Source organism: Enterobacter sp. BNK-14, assembly GCF_047456095.1.
Taxonomy (GTDB): domain Bacteria; phylum Pseudomonadota; class Gammaproteobacteria; order Enterobacterales; family Enterobacteriaceae; genus Enterobacter; species Enterobacter kobei.
In genome coordinates, this window is record NZ_CP179897.1 from 586349 (window position 1) to 609385 (window position 23037).

General features: G+C 53.2%; 22 protein-coding genes. 4 read left to right on the forward strand and 18 right to left on the reverse strand.

All coding sequences use genetic code 11. The annotated features are described in order from the left end of the window. Positions 1-52: 52 nt before the first annotated feature. Both tpx and ACMGGM_RS02785 read left to right on the forward strand, forming a co-directional pair. Positions 53-559, forward strand: coding sequence for a thiol peroxidase (gene tpx, locus ACMGGM_RS02780; RefSeq protein WP_045135272.1), 507 nt, complete (start codon positions 53-55; stop codon positions 557-559). A gap of 275 nt (positions 560-834) precedes the next feature. Then, a complete protein-coding gene (locus ACMGGM_RS02785) occupies positions 835-2043 on the forward strand; it encodes an aldose 1-epimerase family protein (RefSeq protein ID WP_045135273.1) in 1209 nt (402 codons plus the stop codon). A gap of 33 nt (positions 2044-2076) precedes the next feature. On the opposite strand, the gene tyrR is transcribed toward ACMGGM_RS02785, so the two are convergent. The 3 genes from tyrR to ACMGGM_RS02800 form a co-directional block, all read right to left on the reverse strand. Then, positions 2077-3618 (reverse strand): transcriptional regulator TyrR, encoded by a 1542-nt coding sequence (tyrR, locus tag ACMGGM_RS02790; RefSeq protein ID WP_014884045.1) that lies wholly within the window; start codon positions 3616-3618, stop codon positions 2077-2079. A 112-nt stretch (positions 3619-3730) separates the two neighbouring features. Further along, positions 3731-4783 (reverse strand): YcjF family protein, encoded by a 1053-nt coding sequence (locus ACMGGM_RS02795; RefSeq protein ID WP_038421131.1) that lies wholly within the window; start codon positions 4781-4783, stop codon positions 3731-3733. Beyond that, positions 4780-6177, reverse strand: coding sequence for a YcjX family protein (locus tag ACMGGM_RS02800; RefSeq protein WP_045135274.1), 1398 nt, complete (start codon positions 6175-6177; stop codon positions 4780-4782). The genes ACMGGM_RS02795 and ACMGGM_RS02800 overlap by 4 nt, the downstream gene beginning before the upstream one ends. 155 nt (positions 6178-6332) lie before the next feature. Here ACMGGM_RS02800 and ACMGGM_RS02805 point away from each other — a divergent pair, with 155 nt between their 5' ends. Then, a complete protein-coding gene (locus ACMGGM_RS02805) occupies positions 6333-7343 on the forward strand; it encodes a LacI family DNA-binding transcriptional regulator (protein ID WP_045135275.1) in 1011 nt (336 codons plus the stop codon). A gap of 34 nt (positions 7344-7377) precedes the next feature. On the opposite strand, the gene ACMGGM_RS02810 is transcribed toward ACMGGM_RS02805, so the two are convergent. From ACMGGM_RS02810 to pspA, 15 genes are all read right to left on the reverse strand, one after another. Then, entirely contained in the window at positions 7378-8292 is a 915-nt protein-coding gene (locus tag ACMGGM_RS02810; RefSeq protein ID WP_045135276.1) for an OmpG family monomeric porin, read from the reverse strand. Positions 8293-8358: 66 nt separating this feature from the next. Then, a complete protein-coding gene (locus tag ACMGGM_RS02815) occupies positions 8359-9441 on the reverse strand; it encodes an ABC transporter ATP-binding protein (protein ID WP_014884050.1) in 1083 nt (360 codons plus the stop codon). A 3-nt stretch (positions 9442-9444) separates the two neighbouring features. After that, positions 9445-10119, reverse strand: coding sequence for a beta-phosphoglucomutase (gene pgmB / locus ACMGGM_RS02820; protein WP_045135277.1), 675 nt, complete (start codon positions 10117-10119; stop codon positions 9445-9447). Next, complete coding sequence (locus ACMGGM_RS02825) at positions 10109-12388, reverse strand: glycoside hydrolase family 65 protein (RefSeq protein ID WP_063943339.1); 2280 nt, start codon at positions 12386-12388, stop codon at positions 10109-10111. The genes pgmB and ACMGGM_RS02825 overlap by 11 nt, the downstream gene beginning before the upstream one ends. Next, on the reverse strand, positions 12382-13440 hold the full coding sequence (locus tag ACMGGM_RS02830) for a Gfo/Idh/MocA family protein (RefSeq protein ID WP_088126779.1): 1059 nt from the start codon (positions 13438-13440) through the stop codon (positions 12382-12384). The genes ACMGGM_RS02825 and ACMGGM_RS02830 overlap by 7 nt, the downstream gene beginning before the upstream one ends. A gap of 11 nt (positions 13441-13451) precedes the next feature. Then, the gene (locus tag ACMGGM_RS02835; RefSeq protein ID WP_045135278.1) at positions 13452-14240 is read right to left on the reverse strand and encodes a sugar phosphate isomerase/epimerase family protein; all 789 of its coding nucleotides are present in this window, start codon (positions 14238-14240) and stop codon (positions 13452-13454) included. Positions 14241-14257: 17 nt separating this feature from the next. Then, complete coding sequence (locus tag ACMGGM_RS02840; RefSeq protein WP_045135279.1) at positions 14258-15310, reverse strand: zinc-dependent alcohol dehydrogenase; 1053 nt, start codon at positions 15308-15310, stop codon at positions 14258-14260. Between the two features lie 29 nt (positions 15311-15339). Further along, positions 15340-16182 (reverse strand): carbohydrate ABC transporter permease, encoded by an 843-nt coding sequence (locus tag ACMGGM_RS02845; protein ID WP_063861424.1) that lies wholly within the window; start codon positions 16180-16182, stop codon positions 15340-15342. Beyond that, positions 16169-17050 carry a carbohydrate ABC transporter permease gene (locus tag ACMGGM_RS02850; RefSeq protein WP_014884057.1) on the reverse strand — a complete coding sequence of 294 codons (882 nt, stop codon included), beginning with the start codon at positions 17048-17050 and terminating at the stop codon, positions 16169-16171. The genes ACMGGM_RS02845 and ACMGGM_RS02850 overlap by 14 nt, the downstream gene beginning before the upstream one ends. A 22-nt stretch (positions 17051-17072) precedes the next feature. Further along, entirely contained in the window at positions 17073-18365 is a 1293-nt protein-coding gene (locus ACMGGM_RS02855) for an ABC transporter substrate-binding protein (RefSeq protein ID WP_063943193.1), read from the reverse strand. 14 nt (positions 18366-18379) lie between these two features. Further along, on the reverse strand, positions 18380-20077 hold the full coding sequence (locus tag ACMGGM_RS02860) for a sugar phosphorylase (RefSeq protein ID WP_063943195.1): 1698 nt from the start codon (positions 20075-20077) through the stop codon (positions 18380-18382). Positions 20078-20272: 195 nt separating this feature from the next. Next, complete coding sequence (pspD, locus tag ACMGGM_RS02865) at positions 20273-20497, reverse strand: phage shock protein PspD (RefSeq protein ID WP_063943197.1); 225 nt, start codon at positions 20495-20497, stop codon at positions 20273-20275. 12 nt (positions 20498-20509) lie between these two features. Then, entirely contained in the window at positions 20510-20869 is a 360-nt protein-coding gene (pspC, locus tag ACMGGM_RS02870; RefSeq protein WP_014884061.1) for an envelope stress response membrane protein PspC, read from the reverse strand. Continuing rightward, a complete protein-coding gene (gene pspB, locus ACMGGM_RS02875; protein WP_014884062.1) occupies positions 20869-21093 on the reverse strand; it encodes an envelope stress response membrane protein PspB in 225 nt (74 codons plus the stop codon). The genes pspC and pspB overlap by 1 nt, the downstream gene beginning before the upstream one ends. 53 nt (positions 21094-21146) lie before the next feature. Then, positions 21147-21815: a phage shock protein PspA gene (pspA, locus tag ACMGGM_RS02880; protein WP_023337367.1), complete on the reverse strand. Its 669-nt coding sequence runs from the start codon at positions 21813-21815 to the stop codon at positions 21147-21149. 167 nt (positions 21816-21982) lie between these two features. Here pspA and pspF point away from each other — a divergent pair, with 167 nt between their 5' ends. Further along, entirely contained in the window at positions 21983-22960 is a 978-nt protein-coding gene (gene pspF, locus ACMGGM_RS02885) for a phage shock protein operon transcriptional activator (protein WP_023338374.1), read from the forward strand. Positions 22961-23037 lie beyond the last annotated feature (77 nt).

A 23037-nucleotide genomic window follows, 5' to 3' on the forward strand; every position in this document is an offset into this window, starting at 1 on the left:
TGATGGCATACACTAGCCCCGACGTTAACTATATGTAAACAGGAAGATATCTATGTCACAACTCGTTCATTTCCAGGGCAACCCGGTTGCTGTTGCAGGTTCCATTCCGCAGGCTGGCAGCAAAGCGCAGGCTTTTACTCTGGTGGCTAAAGATCTGTCTGACGTCACACTGGCTCAGTTTGCGGGTAAACGCAAAGTGCTGAACATTTTCCCAAGCATTGATACCGGCGTTTGCGCTGCCTCCGTGCGTAAATTCAACCAGCTGGCCACCGAAATGGACAACACCGTTGTGCTGTGCATTTCCGCTGACCTGCCGTTCGCCCAGTCCCGCTTCTGCGGCGCTGAAGGCCTGAGCAACGTTATCACCCTCTCCACCCTGCGTAGCCCGGATTTCCTCGAAAAATACGGTGTTAGCATCGCGGAAGGTCCACTGAAAGGTCTGGCAGCACGCGCTGTACTGGTTATTGATGAAAACGACACTGTCCTTTTCAGCGAACTGGTTAACGAAATTACGACCGAGCCGGATTACACCGCCGCACTGGACACGCTTAAAGCATAACAGTGACTTAGCAATTTATACTGCGTTTTCAAAACCTCGCGATGGCGGGGTTTTTTATTACCCACAAGCTGAATCGTTAAAGCATAAATATGATAACTTCACAGTATTTATGCAATTCAATATCAGCAACTCAACAATAACGCGATCTTTCCCACATAATACTGGTTAATATTTATCATCTTCGCCCTCAGTGAAGCCCATCACATTTCCCTTTACGTCAAAACATTAGATTTGCTTACGAAATCAAATAATCGTTTCAGCAAAAAGGGATCAAAATGAAAATAAAACTGGCTTTAACGCTCCTTGCGGTAATGGTTTCGGGTCACGCCGCCGCAAAAACCTGGGTGCTGACCAGCGCTGAAAGCAGCGTAGAAAAAGGAAACTGGAAGATTTCCAGCGATGAGCTGAAAATTAACAACCAAACGTTCAGCATTGAGCAGAAAGTGTTGCACGGCGGAAAGCAGGAAGGCAGTAAAGTTATCATTATCAGCAGTAAAAACGGTCTGACAATTACCCTCAGCCCGACGCGTGGAATGAATCTTCTGCATGTGGAAGGTTTTGGTACCCGACTGGGGTGGAATTCTCCCGTTAAAGAGGTCGTTAACCCGGCGTATATAAATCTGGAAAGCAGAAACGGCCTCGGCTGGCTGGAAGGATTCAATGAGATGATGGTCCGCTGTGGTTATGAGTGGACGGGACACCCGGTCACGGCTGACGGCCAGATTTATACGCTTCACGGCAAGGCCGGTAATACCCCGGCTTCTCAGGTCGAAGTTGACGTTGCGGATACCGCCCCGTATGAAATTCGTATTCGCGGGTTAATCAAAGAGAGCACGTTTAAAAAAGCGGATCTGCAAACCATGACCGAACTGCGTTACGTTCCAGGAACTAACCAGTTCAGCCTGCATGATGTCCTGACAAACCATGCCGATTACCCTCATGACTATCAAATCATCTATCACAGTAACTTCGGGACGCCGATCCTCGAAGAAGGCGCACGCTTCCTTGCTCCGGCGGTAAGCGTGAGCCCCTTCAACGATTACGCTAAAGCGGGCGTAGACAACTGGCAAACCTATGCCGGGCCGACAAAAGGCTTTGATGAGATGGTCTTTAACATCAAACCGCTTGCGGACAACAACCACGAAACCCTCGCGGCGGTGGTCAACAAAGCCGGCGATAAAGGCGCGTCAATTCAGTTTGATACACGCCAGCTACCCGTGCTGACCTTATGGAAAAATACCGATACGCCAAAACAGGGGTACGTTACGGGGATTGAGCCGGGTACGAGCTACGCCTACCCCGTGACCATAGAACGTGAGCAGAAACGGGTTAAGCAATTACAGCCTGGAGCCAGCGCGCAGTTTGATCTCACCTATACCCTGCTTCATAGCCCACAACAGGTGAAAGAGGTTGAAAACAGGATTGCGGCCATTCAGGGAGAGACAAAAACAGAAATCGTGACCACACCGCTGGCGAAGGAATAAACATTAAAAAAGCCTCTTTACAGAGGCTTTTTGCTATTCGTCACCTTTCTTATGATTCAAACCATACTCACGCAGCTTATTCGCAATCGCGGTATGCGATACGCCAAGCCGTTTTGCCAGTTTGCGAGTACTTGGATAGCTGCGATAAAGCTGCGTCAGGACGGAGCGTTCAAAGCGACTGGTAATATCATCCAGCGACCCTTCCATCGCCTCTTCACCTACCGATACCGTTCCGGCGTCGTAATCAGGCAGCAGAATATCCTGCGGACGTAGTTCATACCCTTCAAGCTGGGTAAGTGCACGATAAACGGCATTTTTAAGCTGACGGATGTTGCCCGGCCAACCGTAGCGCATTAACACCGTGCCGAGATCGGCAGAAAGCTTCGGACGCGGGACGCCCTGCTCGTCGGCAAAGCGGGCGACAAACAGTTCCGTTAACGGCATGATGTCCTGCGGACAATCGCGCAGCGGTGGAATGTTCAGCGTAAGGACGTTAAGGCGGTAATAGAGATCCTCGCGGAATATCCCCTTTTGCACCAGTTCCACCAGGTTTTTCTGGGTGGCACAGATGACGCGCACGTCCACATGCACCTCATGATCTTCACCAACGCGGCGGAAGGTTCCGTCGTTCAGGAAACGCAGCAGTTTGGCCTGCATGCGCGGCGACATTTCACCGATCTCATCCAGCAGCACGGAGCCGCCGTTAGCCTGCTCGAAGAACCCTTTCTTGCCTTCCGGCGCATGTCCAAACAGTTCGCTTTCGACAGCATCTTCCGGGATAGAGGCGCAATTAAGTGCCAGATACGGTTTTGCCGCACGCGGGCTTGCCAGATGCACAGCGTGAGCCAGCAGATCTTTCCCGGTACCGGTATCGCCAGTAATCAGCAGCGGCGCGGTCAGACTGGCGAGCTTGCGCGCCTGGTCAACCACATGACGCATTTTCGGGCTGACGGCAATAATCTGGCTGAATGCGCCGACATCCTGGCTGGAGAGGTTTTGCAGCTGGCGGCCCATACGTAAAGTCGAGCGCAGCATGATCACGGCACCGGTCAGTACGCGAGTGTCGCTTTCCCCTTTCAGATAAACCGGTGTGATCTCCATCAGGAAATTCTGCCCGTTTATCACTACATGCTCGCTATGGGTATTCTGCGGGTTGCTGTCCAGCCAGCGCTGGAAGTTAAAACCCGGGACCAGCTGTGCGGCATGTTGATTGCTGAGCTTCTCCTGGCTCTGTGCAAATAGCTGACAGCTTGCGTGGTTAACGCGCTCGACTTTACTTTTCAGATCCAGAGAGAGGAACGGTTCAGGCATGGCTTCCAGCAGCGCGCTCAGTGCCAGGTGCTCACGCTCGGAGGGCATCCAGGGGATAGTGCGTACATCCGTAACGCCAGCGATACGACGGATTTCCGCCATCAGACTGCTAAAGGTATTGAATTCAATTTCGGCAAAATTGAGGTAAATTCGCCCGACAGGATCGATCTCAATGCCACGTAAATCAATGCTACGTAAAACAAGAAGATCGAGTAACTCGCGGGTCAGACCGAGACGGTCTTCACAGAAGACTTCAAGACGCATGGGAAATTCACCGTTTTAAGCCAGTAACGTTAAAATGATATGTCAGAACACGGTGAACCGGAAGATGGCTGTCAACAAATATTGACAGCCAGCACGATAAGTGAACAAAACCTCACGGAGCAGGTTTTTTATTGAGCGTCTCTTTAAGCTGGCCAATCAGTTCGCGCCGAAAATCCCCCAGCCGTGGCTTATCGCCATCGATCCACGGCAGCGGTCGGCACACTTCCATCGCCTTGATACCCAGACGCGCCGTCAGTAAGCCCGCGCCAATACCCTGCGCAGCGCGAGCCGAAAGACGCGCAGCCAGATCCTGCGACATCCAGTCCATGCCCACTTCACGCACCAGTTCGCTCGCACCAGCAAAGGCGATATTGAGTAACACCAGCTTGAACAGTCTGAGTCGACTGTAGTAACCCAGCTCGATACCGTAGAGATGAGCGATACGGTTAATCAAACGCAGGTTACGCCAGGCGATAAACGCCATATCCACCAGCGCCAGCGGGCTGACGGCAATCATCAGCGTGGACTCTGCCGCAGAACGGCTAATCTCGCGTCGCGCCTGGGCATCCAGTACCGGCTGAACCATATGGGAATAGAGCGTTACCACTTCCCGGTCATTCTGCGTTTCATGGATGGCGGCATACCAGCGCTGAAGCGCCGGATGCGACTGATCGATACCGGCCTGGCTGGCCAGTTTCTCACAAAACGCGCGGCCTTTGCCGGTTCCGTGGCTGTGGAGGAGATCCCGCGCTTCATCACGCTCATGCGCGCGCTGTCGCAGACGCCAGAGACGTCGCCACTCCGTCGCAACAGACCCCACGCCCGCGCCAACAATCAGCGCACCTGCGGCACATCCGCCCAGTGCGACCCAGTCCTGCGTTTGCCAGGCGTTCATCGCCCACTGGACGCCCTGCCCGACCACGCTGACGCCGAACAGTGCCAGACCGGCGGTGACCATCCTGCGCCACACACTGCGTTTTGGACGCAAAGCGGCCTCCACGACCGCCTCTGCTGGCCCCTCCTCAACCGCGGGATCGTCCGGCAGTGCCGGGGCAAAGTTCTCTGCCTGCGTACCGCTGAACGTCTGCGCCGTTTTAAACGCTTCGCGATCCGCCTGCTCAAGCGTTCCGGTAAAATCTATGCGTGGTTTTAACGGTTCCGTCATCGCAATTTATCTCCAATCAAAAACTCCAGCGCCGCATCCAGACGGATGTGTGGTAACGGCCGATCGACGCTCATCGCCTGAGGGCGGAAGGCTTCAAACTGGAAACCCTGGCTCTGCCAGAAGGCCTGGCCCGGCAGCCTGGCAGGCACTTCGCCCGGATAGACCGTAAGCGGCTCACCGTCGCTGAGGCGATTCCCGCGCAATGCCGGTATTTTCTCGCCGTTGAGATCAATCAGCCCGCTCTGCGTCGCCTGGACGGAGGCCAGCCCAAGACAATCCATGCTAATCCCTTCAAACGCGGCATTTTGCCACGCATCCTGCACCAGCTGCTGCAGCAGAGAAACCATGTTGGCATGCTGATCGACCGTCACGTGATCGGCTTTCGTGGCCGCGAACAGCAGCTTATCGATCACCGGCGAGAAAAGACGACGGAATAGCGTCCGCTGCCCGTAGTGAAAACTCTGCATCAGCTGGGTCAGCGCGAGGCGCATATCGTTAAATGCCTGCGGCCCGCTGTTAAGCGGCTGCAGGCAATCTACCAGCACAATCTGGCGGTCGAAACGCAAGAAGTGGTTTTTATAAAATCCTTTGACCACTTTTTCGCAGTAGTAATTGTACCGCTCGCGCAGCATCCCGGCGTTCGTGTGTTTACCGGCCTGGGCCAGCTTCGATTCACCGGCGCCGTCCACATCTGGCCAGGGGAAGAACTGCAGCGCAGGCGCTCCAGCTAAGTCCCCCGGCAAGACAAAACGACCCGGCTGGATGAAGTGCAGCCCTTCCTGTTTGCACTGATGAAGATAGTCCGTCCAGGCCTCGGCAATCGCCGCCAGACGGTTTTCATCCGCTGGTGCCAGCGGATCCAGGCCTTCACACAGCGCTCGCCATTTCGTTGACCACGCAGCGCGTTCTCCCTGCAGCAACCCTGTCATCTGACGGGACCAGCTGAGGTAGTCCTGTGCCAGCATCGGCAAATCGAGCAGCCATTCGCCCGGGTAATCGACGATTTCCAGATACAGGGTGGAGGTATCCTTGAAGTGGCGCATCAGGGATTCATTTGAGCGGAAACGCAGCGCAAGGCGAATTTCACTCACGCCTCGCGTCGGCGTCGGCCACGCGGGCGGATCCCCGTAAAGTTGTGCCAGCCCTTCGTCATAGGTAAAACGAGGAATACCAAAATCGCGCTGAGGGACGCGCTTAACGCCCAGCAGACGCTCTTCTCTTACGGCGCTGAGCAACGGCAGGCGCGCTCCGGCGTGCAGGCTCAGGAGCTGGTTCACCATCGCCGTTATGAATGCCGTCTTGCCGCTGCGGCTTAGCCCGGTGACGGCCAGGCGCAGATGTCGGTCAACGCCACGGTTCACCAGTGAATTGAGTTCGTTCTTAAGTCGCTTCATCGCCATCCTTCATTGCCCGGAAGCCTGGAATGCATGGCTTCAGAATACAATAAATGGGGGCAGATCGTTGATTATCAATTCTTATTTATTGCTATTGCCGTTTTCTCTCCAGTAAGATGAGCGGCATTGCTGTCAGTCCGGAGTGAGTAAGGTGTATGTCACCCACCATCTATGATATCGCACGGGTTGCGGGCGTATCGAAATCAACCGTATCCCGCGTTCTGAATAAACAAACGAATATATCCCCCGAAGCACGTGACAAAGTGCTGAAGGCGATAGACGAATTAAATTATCAGCCCAACAAACTGGCCCGCGCACTGACCTCTTCTGGCTTTGATGCCATTATGGTTATTTCGACCCGCTCGACCAAAACCACAGCCGGTAACCCTTTTTTCTCTGATGTTCTTCATGCGATTACAACAAAAGCGGAAGAAGAAGGTTTTGACGTTATTTTGCAAACATCCAAAAGCAGCGAAGACGATCTGCTGAAATGTGTGAGCAAAATAAAGCAGAAGATGATCAAAGGCGTCATCATGCTGAGTTCACCGGCAAATGAATCTTTTTTCAGCACGCTGGATGCGTATGGCGTACCCGTCGTCGTCATTGGCAAAGTGGAAGGTGATTATCAGAATATCTATTCCGTCGATACGGATAATTTTAATGACAGCGCCACGCTGACGGATAATTTCATTAAAAATGGGCGACGGAAAATTGCCTGTCTGCATGCACCGCTTGATTACCACGTTTCAATTGATCGTCTGGCGGGCTATAAAGCCAGTCTGGCAAAACATAATATTGCTATTCATTACGACTGGATCATGGATGGTGGTTATACCCACGAGAGTGCACTCGCTGCGGCGATTACATTATTATCCTCGCCAGTTCCTCCTGATGCGGTATTCGCCACCGACAGCATGAAGTTGCTAAGCCTCTATCGTGCTGCGGATGAGTTAAATCTGATGATCCCTGAGCAGGTCGTGATAGCCGGATACAGCGACCCGATGCTCTCTCTCATTCTCACGCCAGCGCCAGGTGGGTTTGATATCCCTACTCGCAAGCTGGGTGAAGAGAGTTGCAATCTGCTCTTCAGGCGCATTGGTGGTCAACCTGCCCCGCAAAAAGTGCTTGTCGACACCCACTTCGTGTTAGCGGCTTCTCTGCGCTAAAACCAGGGGCGGATCGCCCCTGGTAAGTGATGTATCAGAACGCGTAATTCACACCTACGCCCGCATAGTGGAAGCGGTCGCTCTCGCCCTCATCGTGGTTTTCCCATTCATACGCATATTCCAGCGTCATGGATAAACCGTTGTTGAAGTCATAGGCATACAGCATACCCAGGCGGTTGAAATCATGCCCTTCACGCGACGGATCGTCCTGCCAGTCCCAGTTTGACCAGCGGTCAAGACCCAAGCGGGTGTAAGGCGTTAAGGTTGTCTGGCCCAACGAAACAGGCAGATAGGCGCGAATTTCCTGCGTGGAAAACTCGCCGTTATTACGTGAGCTGTCCATATTGAAACCGCGCTCTAAATAGTAATTTACTTTTGCGGAGACGGTTTCATTGATAGTCCAGGTAAAGCCCGTTTCGGTCTCAACACGGCTGTCAGCATAACCGGTTTTTTCCAGATCGTTAGCAAACTGATACATAGCAAGCCAGCCACTAAAGCGCCAGTCATCGGTTAATTTAATATCCCAGTCTGGCTGTACTTTGTAGCGCTGCATATTTGCGCTGCCGTCTTTGGCACCGTGCTCATCTTTAAAGTGATAACCATAATTACGGAAGCCGCCGGTCAGACCAAAAGTAAAATCATCGGTTCCAATAAAGCGATAGCGTAATTCAAATTCCGGACGGTCAAAATAGGTTCCGCGCGTCATGCTGCTGTAATCAACGGGCCCTTCCTGATACATCGCCAGAGAAATTGTCCAGGCATCCCAGGTCGCATTAAACCACACGGAAGGTTCATATAATCCATCTTTATCGTCGCCCTGACCTTCGACGTTTTCAATTTCATACATGGCCCCGATATTAAATTCCCACTTTTTCGCAGTTTCTGCCGCTTGCGCACAGCTAACCCCTGCGCACAGAACGAGCGCAGCACTTTTTAGTAGAGTACTCATGAGATATTCCCTTTCTAATTAACCAACAAAAAAACCGGAAATTTGCATTTCCGGCAAACACCTTTCTTATCTAATAGCCGCTTCTGTATCAGCGTCGAAGAAATGGCACTTATTCATATCGAACTGGATGCCAATATTATCTCCGGCGACGTAGTCATTCGCTGCACCTGCACGGACAACCAGTTCATGCCCCCCTACGGTGGCATAAAGCATAAATTCAGCGCCGGTCAGTTCAGCCACGCTGACTTTCGCCGTGATGTCTTCTCCGCTGCTCTGCAGGGTAAGAATGTCTTCCGGACGGATACCGAAGACGACCGCTTTACGCTGGTAACCTTGCGCATTCAGTTCGGCCAGCTTGTCTTCAGGGATCTCCAGACGCAACGTTTCCGTGACGAAATAACGATCGTCGATAGCGCCCCGAATGAAGTTCATCGCCGGTGAGCCAATGAACCCTGCGACAAACATATTGGCCGGCTCGTTGTACACCTGCTTCGGCGCCCCGACCTGCTGAATGATGCCGTCTTTTAAGATCACGATGCGGGTGGCCATCGTCATGGCTTCCGTCTGGTCGTGCGTAACATAAATCATGGTGGTATTAAGCTTCTGGTGCAGCTTGCTGATTTCAGCACGCATCTGCACGCGAAGCTTGGCATCAAGGTTGGACAGCGGTTCATCCATCAGGAAGACACCGGCTTCACGCACGATCGCCCGGCCTAACGCCACGCGCTGGCGCTGACCACCGGACAGTGCGCCAGGCTTACGCTTGAGATAATCACGTAACCCCAAAATCTGCGCCGCCCAGTTAACACGCTCCTCAATCACCGCAGGCGCTATTTTTTGCATTTTCAGGCCAAACGCCATGTTGTCGTAGACCGTCATATGCGGGTAAAGCGCGTAGTTCTGGAAGACCATCGCGATATCGCGAGATTTAGCGGGGACATCATTCATGCAGACCCCGTCAATGATCAGCTCACCGGCGCTGATCTCCTCCAGCCCGGCAATCATGCGCAGGGTCGTGGATTTACCACATCCCGATGGACCAACGAACACAATGAATTCTTTGTCTTCTATTTCGAGGTTGAAATCTTTAACCACATGGACCTGGTTATCGTAGATTTTCTGAATATGTTTTAGAGACAGTTGAGCCATAATTTATTCCTTATCAATACGCCGGGTTGCCCAGAATTCAGTCAGGCATGTCCAGGTCAGTTCCTGCGTTGAATGAAGTTGTAGTCCTGCATGGTTAAGGCCAGGCCCAATCCCTACCGACAACATCCCTGCGGCGTTGATTGCCTGAACGCCCGCAGCGGCATCTTCAATGCCGATAGCCTCTTCAGGACGTACGTCCAGACCGGCACAGGCGGCGAGGAAGATTTCCGGGTCTGGCTTTGAGCGGTGAATGCGGGAAGCATCCGCGCAAAAATCAAATGCCTGATGAATGCCCAGCGCGTGCAAAATCCCCGGAGCATTGAGCGATACGGACGCGAGCCCAATTTTGACTTTCGCTGCACGGATATCCGCCAGCACGTCTCGAATCCCCGGAAGCAGCGAATCCTGCGTCAGCGATGCCAGCGACTGGACATAACGCGCGTTTTTTTTCGTCGCAAGCGCAAGGCACTGCTCATCGCTAAACATCCCCTCTTTTCCGCCATGCTTCAGAATGCGCAGAAGAGAATCCATACGGCTTATTCCCTTCAGCTGTTCGTTAAAGACTTCGTCGAAGGTGATGCCAATTTCCTCCGCCACGGCTCGCCAGGCCAGAAAGTGGAGATGTGCGGTATCGGTGATCACACCGTCCAGATCGAATACAACAGCCTTAAGCGCCATGGTGCCCCTCCGTGGTAGCGGTCCCATCTTTAGATGCAAGAAAGTCCTTACGGGTGATAACTTTTCGCGCCGACACATGTAGCGTTTTGCCCCACAGCGTTAGCGTGGCAGGTGCCGTCGTTTCAATGGTTAACACCTCGTTTTCATAGGTGAAATGCAGGGTTGCGTTGCGCCACCGCAGTGGGAATGCCAGTTTCTGCCAATGAGCAGGCAGTTTCGGCGCAAGATGCAGTTCCCCTTCGATAATTTGTAGGCCAGCAAACCCCTGAACCGCGCCAGACCAGATCGCACCGGTGGCCGCAGCATGTATCCCTTCATCACTGCTGTGCGGATCGTCACCCAAATCAATGCCGATGCCATCACGCCAGAAGGCATAGGCCCCCTGCGTGTCACCGCAGCGCGCGAGAACAATCCCGTGAATGGCTTTGCTCAATGACGAATCATGGATCGTGCGTGGCTCATAGAACGCCAGATTGGCGGCACACTGCTGCGGCGTAAACCGTTCCGGCAGCAGGTAGTTAAGCATCACCACATCGGCCTGCTTCAGGATCTGCATCTCGTTCACTTCCGCACGGGAATAATCGAGCAGAATCGTCTGCTTACCCGCTTTGGCTTTATAGCGGGTCAGATCAATGGCAGGTTTTGACATAAAGGAGTCATCCTGTGGGATCACACCCTCTGCATCGGCCTCTGGCAGCCATAAGCGCGCCAGGAACTGCGTGGCATTCTCCGTAAAACGCGCATCTTCACGCCCAAACATCGCCATAAACTGACGGGCACAGGCAACGTTGTGCCAGGCCAGATAGTTGGTGTAGGCATTGTTATTCACATGCTCGGTGTATTCGTCCGGCCCTATTACGTCATGGATTTCGAGACGACCATTGATTTCCGTTGCGCGTCCCATCCAGAACGAGGCGGTTTCCATCAGCAGCGTCAGACCCTCATTACGCATAAAGGCATCATCATGTGTCGCCTGCCAGTAAGCGACGACGGCCCAGGCGATATCTGCCACGATGTGATGCTCAGCAAGCGCGGAGGCCACCTTCTGGCGTATCCCGGTACGGATGTTGATAGCGGCAAACTCTGGCGTTTCTTCCTCCCCACTCGCCGCGCTTTCCCATGGGAACAACGCGCCGGGCCAGCCGTTACGACGGGCTTTCTCCCGGGCGCCAGCGAGATTAAGCCAGCGATAACGCAGCAGGCTGCGGGCAATCTGCGGGCGAGTAAAGAGATGGAAAGGCAGCAAGAATATTTCGGTATCCCAGAATACGTGGCCTTTATACCCCTTTCCCGTCAGCCCTTTCGCGGCGATACTGCTTCGCTCGTTATGGGCAGGCGTCATCGTGGTCAGGTGCCAGACCGCATAATCCAGCGCCATCTGATCCTGAGGTTCCGCAGACGTCACTTCCACACGAGCGTCACGCCAGACGGCTTTCCAGGCATACGCTGAACTTTCCAGCAAGGCGTCGTAGCCTCTTGCTGCGCAAACTTTGAGATCGGCCAGCGCGTTGCGAGCGAAAGACTCCTGCGAAAGCGCTTTGTCACAGCGGTGGGTTACCCAGACAATTTTTTCAAGCGTGACAGTGTCACCCTGCGCAATCGTCAGGGAATGGTGCACGTTAAGACGACGATTTTTGGCGGTAAAACAGCTGTCGCTCTTCGTTGAGAGCTGACAAAACGCCGAAACGACGACGTCTGACGCCCGGTCCTGCGTTTCATACACGCCCTGCATGTAGTGCTGGTCAAAGACTCTGACCGAGATTTCATCCAGATGCTGTCTGCCGCTGTTCGTTTGCGTTGCATCAATACCGGTTTTCAGCACGGCCTGCGAAGCAGCATCAAGCGGTGTGATCGAAAGCTGCATGGCCACCAGAGGCAACTGGTCCAGCGACACAAAACGACGGCTTTCCAGCCGATAACGGTTTCCGTCGGGCGAACGCCAGACAACGCGACGATGCAGCTCGCCGTTGGCAAAGGCCAGCTCGCGCTGCCACTCCAGAATCTCCCCTGCAAGGAGGGTGAAATTGACGCCATCCAGCTCAACATCAATGCCAGTGATATCGGGCAGATTGACGAGCTCGGTGGTTTCGTTGCGTCCCGCACGATGATACAGACCCGCAAGGTACATGCCTCTGGTTTGCAGGGTGTAATCTTCTTCATGCGCAGCGCGAATGCCCATGTAGCCATTGCCGCAGGCCATAACAGAGGCGTATTTATTCAGGCTGTGAGGACAAAAGCCCGGATCGGTTAAGACAGACACGTTCAGCATAATGTCACGCATTCCCCTGTTTCTGCTGATTCATAAAGCGCGGCGACAAGCTGCTGAATAACCAGGCCCTGTTCTGCATCCGCGATCATGACGGGTTCTCCCTGCACATGGCGTACGAAGGCATCCATACTGCGTAAATGTCGCTGGTCATCAGCCTCTTCACGCTGCGCGAGGGTGACTAACGCCCCGGCTTCGTCGTTATAGATGTGCGCCGGGAACAGCGTTGCTCCCGCTTTTTCGCCGCAGAAAGCGACATTCATGATGGACTGCTCGCGGATGTTAAGCGCAAAGGAGGTGTCCAGACGCAGAATGCCGCCGTTACAGAATTCAATCGTGCCAAACAGGGCATCCTCAACGGTGTATTGCGTAGGATCCCACTCGCCAAACTGGCCGGTGCTTTTGCGGTTTCCCAGCCTCTGAAAGCTGTGCGCGGTCACACGCTTTACCGCAGGGAAACCCAGGACATACATGGCGGCATCAAGCATATGAATGCCGATATCAATCAGCGGTCCGCCACCCTGTAATGATTTGTTGGTAAACACGCCCCACCCCGGCACACCGCACCGCCTCACAGCCTGCGCCGATGTGAAGTAAACTTCACCGAGCGTGCCATTCATTACCGCCTCTCGCAGTTGCTGGGTATCCAGGGCAAAGCGGTGGTGAAAATCATAGGCCAGCACTTTGCCTGCTTTACGCGCCGCGATGCGCATCTGGTCGGCCTGTTGCGGCGTCATCGCCGGGGGTTTTTCACACATCACATGACACCCCGCTTCGAGGGCAGCCATGACATGTTCAAAATGGAACCGGTTAGGCGAGCAGACGCTCACCACGTCCGGCTTCACCGTTTGCAACATCTCGTGAGCGTCCTGCCATGCCGATGGAATAGCATAACGTTCCGCGAACGCCTGTGCCTGCTCAAGGCGGCTGTCCATGACAGCCACCATGTGAACATCACTGCGCGTGGCGTAATACGAGGCATGCACTTTGTCCGCGACCTGCCCGGCGCCAATAATGGCGACGCGCAGAGGCGAAGGTGTAGAAGCACTCATCACGCTCGTCATCCTTAGCATTCACGCAAATAAGTGAGTGAGTCCTGATAAGCCTGAGCCGGATTGTCGGCGCGAACGCGGCACTCATACACCACATAACCCTGGTAGTTATCGGCACGCAGCTGATCGAACAGGCTGGCGAAATCGAGGCTGCCGCTGCCCGGTTGATAGCGGTGGTTATCAGCAATATGCACATGCCCCAGCAGATCGCGGTTCTGATGCAGCGCATCCGTCAGCGAGTCTTCTTCAATGTTCATATGATAGAAATCACCGATGATCTGCACGTGCTTGAGATCGTTCTCTTCGATATAACGACGCGCGTCTGCCAGGGTATTGATCATATGATCCTGGTAGCGGTTCAGCGGTTCCAGGTAGACGGTCGTACCGGTGCGTGCAGCAACCTCATCCAGCCAGCGCAGCGACGCGCTTACCGCTTTGCGGTCGCCGTCCAGGCTGCGTGGGGAGGTCATTGGCGGCAAACGGAAGGTAAACATTCCCCAGGCCGCAGGCACGATAATGCCCTTTCCACCCACTTCAGCCAGGGCTTGCAGAATGCGTTCGATCTGCTGCAGCCCGTTGAGACGACGCTCTTCGATAAAGTCACCGATCCAGCCATCGTATCCGCCACATGCCGTCGTCACCGGCAGACCCGTGGCTTTGATAGCCGCTTTCACTTCGTCGAGGTTTTCGACCAGCAGTTTGCCGTCAATTTCGTAGCCATCAAAACCCATCGCTTTGATGTACTCGAACTTTTCCATGATGTTAGTTGGGAAAAAGGCCTGGTTTTGTGTTGCGATTTTCATGATTTGCTGTCCTTAGCTTAAAAAGTGACGCCCATTTTGATACTGAGTTCCGGATGCTGATCGACATACTTCATGTAGCTTTCCGGGCTGGTGGTGAAGGTCACGACCGGGTCAATCAGATCGTCACAGTTGAGATAACCGTTCATCAGCAATTCCCAGCAGGTCTCTTCGATACGCTTGCGGCTCCAGCGCGGGTAGTCTGGGTTGGGTTCGCTGCAGGCGCGGGAGAAAACAATCTTCGCGTTATTGAAGTGTGCTTCGCGGCCGAGGTTGAAACCCGCGGCAAATGGTTTAGCGAACGCAACGTAGGAGATGGTGCCGCCGTAGGCAAGTCCACGCAGCGCAGACTGCAGCGCATCCGCAAAACCGCTGGTCTCGATGATCACGTCCGCGCCCTGCTTGCCGGTCAGCTTTTTAATTTCCAGACCCACATCGGTACCGATTGGGTTCAGACAGTGATCTGCGCCATGACGGCGAGCGATCTCACAGCGGTGCTCGATAGGATCGACACCGATGACCACTGACGCACCGGCTTTTTTTGCCAGCTGAATGGCAATCTGTCCAATGGCACCCAGACCGACCACCACCACAAAGTCGCCTACACGGACATTGGCATCACGCACGCCGCTCATGGCGAACTGCGCCGGATCGTAGCAAACAGCGTTTTTCCAGGATGCGCCCTGCGGCATTTTGCGCAGCTTGTAGTTGTTAACCGCATTGACAATGACCGTCTCCTGCAGCGGACCATAGCAACAGACGCTGTCGCCTGGCCGGTATTCCGTTACGTCAGCACCGCATTCAATAATGTCGCCGACGATCATATTCCCCAGCTGGAACTTACCGAATTCGATTCCGCGCGCAGCGCCCTCTTCACGCGGCGTAAACATCTGCCACTCCGCGTTGAACTCTTCATCAATAAACGGGCTTGCCGCACGGAAATCCACAACTTCGGTACCGTGTTTTGGTGCACCAAAACGGGCACGAATTTTCACTTCATGTGCTTCCACAGCACGATCTTCATATTCCACGAGCGCCGCCACGCGAGGCGCTGTCGCAACTAACTTTTTCATAACTTGCTCCTGATAAAAAATTGGCCGCCTTAGCCCTTAACGCCACCGGCGGTCAAACCACTTTTAATAAAACGTTCAGAAAGTGCATACATGATGACCACCGGAAGCGCCGTCACCAGCGATGCCGCCATCATGCGACCCCAGATATAATCTGGTGTGCTAAAGAGCGTGTTCAGCCCGACCGGCAGCGTAAAGTTGCTGGCGCTGGACAGGAAAATGGAGGCAAACAGGTAGTCGTTCCATGCCACCATGAAGCAGTAAACAAACACCGACACGAGTCCGGAAATCGCCAGCGGCACGGTAATGCGGAAGATAATTTGCAGGCGGTTCAGGCCATCCATCATCGCGGCCTCTTCTATTTCGTCCGGGATGGTGTCGAAATAGCTGCGCAGCATGAATACCGCCGTAGGCAATGTCTGGGTCACCATGGTGATGATCAGCGCCAGTTCCGTGTCATAAATGCCGAGCGCGGTGATGATCTTGAACAGCGGCACCACCAGCAAAATCCCGGAGAACATATAGACGGTGTAGAAGCTCGCATTGATCGTCGTGCGTCCTTTAAAACGCAGTTTCGACAAGGCGTAAGCCCCCAGCGTGCCAAGGAACACCGCAACCACCGACGAGGTCAGCGATACCACCATGCTGTTGCGGAAGTAATCCACAAACGGGAAGATCAGCGGGTTAAAGATGTCGACATAATGCTGAAGCGTCCACGCCTGCGGCAAAATAGTCGGGTGCAGCGATATAGCCTCTTTCGCGCTCTTAAACGACGTCATCAGCATCACGAAGAACGGGAACAGCGTGATGATCAGAAATACCGCCAGCCCCAGATAAAAACCAATACGGCTAAGTACGCGTTTATTTGTTGCCATTGAGGTTTACCCTTTTTCTGGTCAGCAGAATCACAGCGAAGATGATCACAAACAGCACCACAGAAATTGCTGCTGCTTTACCCAAGTCATTGAATGCGAATGCGGTTTTATAGAGATAGACGCCTAAAATATCGACCTTCGTGGTCAGCAGGTAGACATCCGCAAACATGTAGAACATCCAGATGGTTCGCAGCGTCACCACCGTTGCCAGCACTGGCATGATGGCGGGCAACGTCACGATACGAAAACGCTGCCAGGCGTTAGCCCCGTCCATCTCTGCGGCTTCGTACAACGATTTGTCGATGGTCTGCAAAATCGCCAGGAATGAAATGAAGGCGTACGGGAAGTAGCGCCAGATGGCGAACAGCACGACCAACACAAAGCTACTGCCGGGGTTGTCGAACCACAGCGGTGCCTGGTCATAAAGATGCAGCAGATCAACGCCCAGATAGTTCACAATGCCGTAGCCGTTGTTGAACATATATTTCCAGGCAAACACCAGGGAAATAGACGGCGTCACGTAGGATAAAATCACCAGTGAACGTGCCGTTTTGCGCATCCGAAATTCGCGATTAAAGAAGATCGCCACGGCCAGCCCCAGCCCGGTGCTGCCCATCACCACCAGCGCCGTATACCAGAACGTCATCCACAGCGAGTGCCAGAATGCCGCATCACTGAGGATGCGAATATAATTGTCCAGCCCAACAAACACAGCGCTAATGCGCGGGTTAAGCGGCAGTCGTAAGAAACTGATTTCAATATTGGAAATCATTGGCCAGGCCACCAGGCCCCCCAGCAAAATCAGGCTGGGGGCCAACAGCAGCATGGCGAAAGGCATATCTGATCGACCAGAAAACAACGTCTTCATAATTTCCTTCCGCAAAGCGCTCCTATCGTTGTGAAATCAGGTCAGCCAGTCGCTTCTGGCTATTGCTGAGCGTAGCGCTGAGATCTTGTTTACCCACCGTGACGTTATGCACCATGGAACTGATAATGCCGGACCCGGTGACATCGCCCATGCGGGTAAAGTTCTTGTCGCCCACAGCGCCAAACACCTGCACATTTGGGAACTGAGCAATCAGCTCATAAGGCAGTTGCCCAAACGCTTTAATGACCTCGTTGTTTTTCCAGGTATCCGTACCTACCACCAGCTTGTTCACCGGCAGCGCCGCACCAGGAGACATCATGACCCAGTCGGTTGCGTTTTGAGCCTGCTCCATCCACGTCACAAACTTTTCAGCCGCCTGCGTTTCACCTTCAGATTGCCCCGTGGTGATCGTCAGCGATGTGATCATGCCGTAGACTGCAGAGGTCTTTTCGGTAGGGACTACGAAGCCAAGATTGGCAGGGTTTCCATCATGGAATACCGCAGGCAGGATGTAGGTGGAATAAACCGCCATCGGTGCGGAACCGTTCATGAAGGCATCTTTGATCTCCATGACGTCGTTCGAGCCCGGCATGGTGGTCGCGGCCAGCGCTTTATAAAAAGAGAGCGCTTTCGCCATCACAGGGGTATCGATTTCGACGTTCCCGTTGGCATCAAAAACGTTCGCACCGCCGGAAAGTGCAAACTGGGAGAATGCCTGCTCGGTCATGACGCTTTCCGCGGTAGGCAGCGCAATGCCGTAATGTTTTTTGGCCGGGTCGTTTAGTTTCTCACTGGCCTTCAGCAGTTGTTCCCAGTTGTGAGGCTCCTCAATACCCGCAGCAGCCAGCACATCTTTGTGATACCAGACGCCGGACAGCCAGGCACTCATTGGCACGCCCGTCCAGGCGGTACCGTCTTCGGTACGGACTACGCGCAGGATCCCGTCATAGAAGGTGTTTTCGCCTACCGCTTTAATGGCTTCGCCTATCGCTTTGCGATCCAGCAGCTGTTCCTTATCCATGACTTTTGCGTAATCATGGCTGACTTCAATCACCTCAGGCAGCGCCCCGGTTCTCGCGAGCGTAATCACCTTGGTGTTGTAGGCGTCTTCTTCCACAGGCACCTGTTTCACCGTGATGCCAGGGTTCTCTTTTTCAAATTTCTCGATCAGTTTCGTAATAACCGCCTGACGCTCCTGCTCTACTGAAGAGTGCATAAACTCAATGGTCACAGCAGACGTTTTATCATCCTTACAGCCTGATAACAGGGCGCACGAAACCAGTGCTGATAACAGCACAATTTTAGGCATTTTCATTTAAGGGTCCTTTTTTAGTTTTCTTTAATCCACATAACCTGCCATGGATTGAGGGTCAGTTCCGTACCGTCAATAGCCTGTCCTGATAGCAATTCCACACCGGAAAGTACTTTCTCGTAAACGGTATGAACGTTATGACTAAAATTAAATAGCGCGGTAATTCTTTCACCATTATCAGCCACGCGAACAATTTTAAGAATCTGTTCATCAAGTGATTCAAACATTGCCTGAGCATCAGGATGAAATGCGCGTTCTCCACGACGAATAGCAATAAACTCGCTTAAACGGGAATAGATTTTATGGCGAATGCTTTGTTTATTATTGAGCTCAAGGTCAACCTGACCGGCGGTGTATTTCTTGCGGTTTATCGCGCGGTTATAGCCGAGGCGTTCAACGCCTTCATAATCGTTACGCGAGCCAAGAATGCTTTGAATATATACGGCAGGTACACCCGGGAAACTCAGCAGTACAGCATGCGCCAGAATAAACCGCGCAATACGTTCATCATCCGGGCTGTCTTGCGAGCTTAATGCGTCCAGATAGGTCACATTGATTTCGTAAGGACTGCGCGTTCCGTCAGGATTATTTTTCCAGTTAACCAGCGCCCCTTCCTGCTGAAGTTTTTCAACCAGTGACAGTATTTCTGACTCCGGAAGAATGCCGCGTAACGGGTTCAGGCCGATACCGTCATGAGACGCCAGGAAGTTGAACCAGGTCGTTTTTGTTGAAGGCAGCGCCAGCGAACCCGCCCACTGGCAAAGTGCTTTTACATCCTGACGATGAACAGCATGCAGCACCAGCGGTGGCAAGGAGAACTGATAGACCATCTGGGCTTCATTTTCACCATCACCGAAGTACGAGATATTGTCTTTATGCGGGACGTTTGTCTCGGTAATGATCACCGTGCCGGGTGCCACAGCGTCGGTAATCGCACGGAAAAGCTGGATAAGGCAGTGTGTCTGCTCAAGATGGATGCTGCTGGTTCCTGGAATCTTCCACATAAACCCAACGGCGTCGAGGCGAATGTAACGCGCCCCTTCCGCCAGGTAATGGAGCAGTACGTCAACCATCGCAATCAGTACCTGAGGCGAGGCGAAGTTGAGATCGATCTGGTCATCACTGAACGTGGTCCAAAGATGACGCACGCTTCCATCATGCAGCTTAAATGGCGTCAGCAGCGGTAATGCACGAGGCCGCGTCACGGCAGATAAATCAGTTTCAGGATCGACAGAAATAAAGAAATCGTCAAAGCCCGGCTTCTGCGCAAGATAATTAGCAAACCATTCACTTTTTGCTGACATATGGTTGCACACGAAGTCAAACATTAAGCTGGCAGACTGTTTTAATTCAGCAACATCCTGCCAGCTTCCGGTTTCAGGCGCGACGCTGTGGTAATCAATAACGGAAAATCCGTCATCAGAGGACCACGGATAAAAAGGTAAAAGATGGACATGGGAAAACGTGCGGGCAAGCCATTCATTATAAAAGCGGGTAAACACCGGCAACGCTTTCTCCCCTTTCGCGGAGAACTGATCGGCGTAAGTAATCAGGACAACATCTTTTTCATCCCAGCCTGATTTGCGCTTTTCTGTAATATCAATAGCGGCTTGCTCAAGCTTTGATAATAACACGTCTAAATGTGCGTCAGAAAATGATTCACCGTAGATATGATTGATAAGTTTTTTAATTTTTGCGTTCACTTTATTTTCCATGGTAGCGGTCCCACGAAGGGCAATCTACTCCCATGAAAAATATCTGTCAACGAAGCGGGAGGCTGAAAAACGCAATTCCAAAGCGGGTCTGCTCAGTATTGTGAGCTGCCGCAAAGAAAGCACATTAAAGGGAGGGAAATGTTTGAGACGGCGCCAGCCCTTCTCTGGGAAAGTAGGGGCTGACGCGCGTGTGAATTAGCGGGATAAGTAACGGCGCGATAGCCGTTTTGCCACTTTTTGCAGCATTGGTTCGAGCGCTACGGCCAGCAACATTCTGACCGGCTTACGGGCAACAGATTTGATCGCCCAACCCGCCACACCTGCCGGGCCGTAACGTAATGCCGTCATCAGAACCAGCTTACCTGCGATATTCAGGCCGGGTTTTACCTTATGACCGGCCTGTTGCCAGTTTTGCTTCATATAAATTCTCTCTTAAAGCTGACGAAAACGACTTCTCAGCGTAAAGGTATCCGACGTGACATAACGTTCCATTTCACGTAACCGCTTCTCCCCTGCGGCCAGTTGCTCGTCAACCGCGTTCAGAAGATCGTTACTGGTTGGCGCACTTTCTGCGGCCAGTTCTCCGTCGGGCATGGGATCAAGGACAAATGACAGAACGATGTATGCCACGAACGTGATAAACGCCAGACCGAAGAAAATAGACAGTACCGTCACCACACGAACCAGTTTTACCGGAACGTCAAGATAGTGTGCCAGCCCGGCACAAACGCCACGCACCATCCCCTGCTGTGGGATTCGCCACAACTTTTTGTTCAGATTCAGTCCGGTCATTAACGATCCCTCCAGTTTGGATGTTCTGCATCCAGGATCGCTTCCAGCGCCTGAATGCGGTCACGCATCTTATTCGCCTGTTCGGTAAGCTGCGCAAGACGTTGCTGTTCACTCTGGGAAAGATCGCCTTGTGAAGAACGGTTGCTGTAGTGCAGCCATAGCCAAATCGGCAAAACAAACAGCACGAAAATCGTCAGGGGAATGGCCAGAAAAAGCGCGCTCATGTGTACTCCTTGTCTTAGGATGCATAGCGGCACGCTCAGGTGCCGCAACAGTATTATTGGTTATCTTGCTTCATTTTGGCTTTCAATGCCGCCAGCTGCTCGCTGATTTCATCGTCCGCTTTCAGGTCGGCAAACTGTTGATCCAGTGACTTTTGCTTCCCGATGCTGTGGCTTTCTGCTTCCGCTTCCATCTGATCGATGCGACGCTCGAAGGACTCAAATCGCGCCATGGCCTCATCCAGCTTGCCGCTGTCCAGCTGACGACGTACGTCGCGGGAAGAGCTTGCCGCCTGATGACGCAGCGACAGCGCCTGCTGACGTGCGCGGGTTTCGCTCAGTTTATTTTCGAGCTCACCAATCTCTTTTTTCATGCGGGTGAGCGTGTCATCCACCAGCGTCACTTCATGCTCAAGCGTCGCGACCATGTCCGTCAGCTTCTGTTTTTCAATCAGCGCCGCACGAGCCAGATCTTCTTTATCTTTACGCAGGGCGAGTTCCGCTTTTTCCTGCCATTCATTGAGCTGGGCGGTAGCCTGCTCAATCCGGCGCGTTAACTGTTTTTTCTCAGCAAGCGCGCGAGCAGAGGTAGAACGCACTTCAACCAGCGTGTCTTCCATCTCCTGAATCATCAGACGCACCAGCTTTTGCGGGTCTTCCGCCTTTTCCAGCAGTGAGTTGATGTTGGCGTTCACGATGTCGGCAAAACGAGAAAAAATACCCATAATAAAAATCCTCTTATTTCTGTGGTCGGGCAATGCCCTGCTGTTGAGATAATACAATTCCCGTGCCAGTTTTTTATCCTATTGATTTTGCTTGATGTGTTTGATTTATACGCAATGAAGAACTATGCTGACCTGGTGAATATCGCTAAGGAGTGGTTAATTTCATCATGGCTGGATACAAAGACAATTTACTCGGGGAAGCAAACAGCTTTCTGGAGGTGCTGGAACAGGTGTCCCGCCTTGCACCGCTCAACAAGCCGGTGCTGATTATCGGCGAGCGCGGCACGGGTAAGGAACTGATTGCCAACCGCCTGCACTATTTATCCGGACGCTGGGACGGCCCCTTTATCTCGTTAAACTGCGCGGCGCTAAATGAAAACCTGCTCGATACAGAGCTTTTCGGCCACGAAGCAGGCGCCTTTACCGGCGCCCAGAAGCGCCATCCGGGACGGTTTGAGCGCGCCGACGGCGGTACGCTGTTTCTTGATGAACTCGCCACCGCGCCCATGCTGGTGCAGGAAAAACTGCTGCGCGTCATTGAGTATGGCGAACTGGAGCGCGTCGGCGGTAGCCAGCCGCTGCAGGTTAACGTGCGTCTGGTGTGCGCCACCAACGCCAATCTGCCGGAGAGGGTCGCGGAGGAGAAATTCAGAGCCGATCTGCTCGACCGCCTGGCCTTTGACGTTGTTCAGCTTCCCCCCCTGCGCGAGCGAAGAAGTGACATTATGCTGCTCGCAGACCAGTTTGCGATTCAGATGTGCCGCGAGCTCGGCCTGCCTCTGTTCTCCGGCTTCAGCGATTATGCAAAGGAGACACTACTGGCCTATCACTGGCCGGGAAATATTCGCGAACTGAAAAACGTCGTGGAGCGCTCTGTCTACCGCCACGGCAGCAGCGAGGCGGAACTGGATAACATCATTATCGATCCTTTTCAGCGTCATGCGCCGCCGGTCACCGCCCCCTCATCGTCTGACCACGCCCCCGCCCTCCCTCTTGATTTACGTCAGTTCCAGCACGACCAGGAACAAGAATTGCTGGAGCAAAGCCTGAAGACGGCGAAATATAACCAGAAACGGGCGGCTGAACTCCTGGGTCTGACCTACCATCAGTTACGGGCATTGCTCAAAAAGCATCAAATGCGCTGACAATATCGGCACTTACCCGCAGACATTTTTACGAAGCAGGCGTAAGTGCGATACACTTTGCAGATCGAACCTAAAAA